Genomic DNA, 2,099 nt, shown 5'->3' with positions numbered 1-2,099 from the left:
GCCTCGACACCGGCCTCCGCCGTCCCCCACTCCTCCAGCAACCGGACCCGCTCCTCGGCACCGAGCAGATCCACCTCACTCAACCGGGACTGCGGTGCCGTGACCATGGCCCTCAGCACACGCACCCAGCGCGCCGTGAACGCCTCGATCGTCGAGCGGTCGTACAACTCCGTGGAGAACTCCACCACCCCGGTGAGACCGGCCGGGCTGCCGTCGGCCGAGGTGGTCTCGGTGATGCTCAGCGACAGGTCGAAGCGGGAGGTTCCGGTGCCCTGGCTCTCCTGCCGTACCCGCAGCTCGGAGAGCGTGAAGTCGGCCTCGGCGTTGTTCTGCAGGACCATGGCGATCTGGAACAGAGACTGGTGCGACGCCGACCGCAGCGGGTTGATCTTCTCGACGAGGTACTCGAACGGGATGTCCTGGTGCGCGTAGGCGGCGAGGCTCGTGTCGCGTACGCGCTGGAGCAGTTCGCTGAAGGCCGGATCGTCGGATGTGTCGGTGCGCAGCACCACCATGTTGACGAAGAAGCCGACCAGGTCGTCGAGTTGTTCGTCGGTGCGGCCGGCCACGCCCGCGCCGACCACCACGTCCGTTCCCGCGCCGGACCGGGTCAGCAGCGCGGACAGCGCCGTCTGCAGCACCATGAACAGGGTCGAGCCGGTCTGCCGGGCCAGTGCCGTCAACCCGGCGTGCAGTCCCGCGTCCACCTGGAAGGTGCTCACGTCACCCTGGTAGCCGGCCACTGCCGGACGTGGGCGGTCGGTGGGCAGGGTCACTTGCTCCGGCAGGCCGGCGAGCCGTTCCCGCCAGAACGCCAGCTGGCGGCCGAACTCGCTGTCGGGGTCCGTGTCGTCGCCGAGCAGTTCCCGGTGCCAGAGGCTGTAGTCGGCGTACTGCACCGGCAGCGGGGACCAGTCCGGGGTCCGGCCGGCCGCACGCGCGGCGTACGCGGCTGCCAGGTCGCGGGCCAACGGCCGCAGTGACCAGCCGTCGGCGACGATGTGGTGCAGGACCAGCATCAGCACCCACTCGTCGTCGCCGACCACGAACAGCGAGGCCCGCAGCGGGATCTCGGCGGCCAGGTCGAACCGGTGGCGTGCCGCGTCCCGCAGCTCCTCGTCCAAGGCGGCACCGTCGGCCTCGCGCACGGGCAGTCGGAGCGTGACCTCTTCCATGTCCAGGATCCGCTGGTACGGCTCACCGTCGTGCTCGCCGAAGACCGTGCGCAGCGCCTCGTGCCGGGCGACCACATCGGCCAGCGCCATCCGGAGCGCGGGCGCCTGGAGGGGGCCCGTCAGACGCAGTGTGAGCGGCATGTTGTAAGTGGGTGAGGGTCCTTCCAGCTTGTGCAGGAACCACAGGCGCTGCTGGGCGAACGACAGCGGCAGCACCTCGGGGCGGGACATCGGTACGAGGGCGCCCCGGGCCGGCGAGTTCGCTTCGAGGACCGCCCGCGCCAGCCTGGCCGGGGTCGGGGCCTCGAAGAGGGCGAGCAGGCGGACCTCGACGCCGAGTTCGGCACGGATGCGGCTGATCAGCCGGGTGCCCAGCAGCGAGTGGCCGCCCAGATCGAAGAAGCTGTCCTCTACACCGACCCGGTCCAGTCCGAGGATCTCGGCGAAGAGCCCGCAGAGGATCTCTTCCTCCGCTGTACGCGGGTTTCGTCCACCCGACGTCTCGAACTCGGGTTCCGGCAGGGCAGCCTGGTCGAGCTTGCCGTTCGGCGTCAGCGGGAGCTCCGGCAGCGCCACGAGTGCCGCCGGTACCAGGTGGTCGGGCAGCAGACGGCGGAGGTCCTCGCGCACGGCCCCGGGGTCGACGTCGGGCTGCGTGGGAACCAGGTAGCCGACCAGCGCCGGCTCGCCCCGTCGATCGCCGCGGACCACGACGGCGGCCCGGGCGACATCCGGGTGCGCCGCCAGCGTGGCCTCGGCTTCGCCTGGTTCGACGCGGATGCCCCGGATCTGGAGCTGGTGGTCGGAGCGGCCGAGGTATTCGAGTTCACCGTCGGCGTTCCACCGGACCACGTCACCGGTCCGGTACATCCGCGAACCGGCCGGCCCATACGGATCGGCGACGAACCGCGACGCCGTCAGCCC

At 71.0% G+C, this 2,099-nt stretch carries 1 protein-coding gene; it reads right to left on the bottom strand.

Annotated features, from left to right (window positions below; genetic code table 11):
- On the bottom strand, window positions 1-2,099 hold a 2,099-nt coding region (locus tag ABZ576_RS34305), incomplete at both ends, for a condensation domain-containing protein (protein WP_360750021.1).

This window comes from Streptomyces sp. NPDC013455 (genome assembly GCF_040632975.1).
GTDB lineage: Bacteria > Actinomycetota > Actinomycetes > Streptomycetales > Streptomycetaceae > Streptomyces.
Note: the sequence above shows the minus strand (reverse complement) of the source record. Positions and strands in the feature narration are given on the sequence as shown.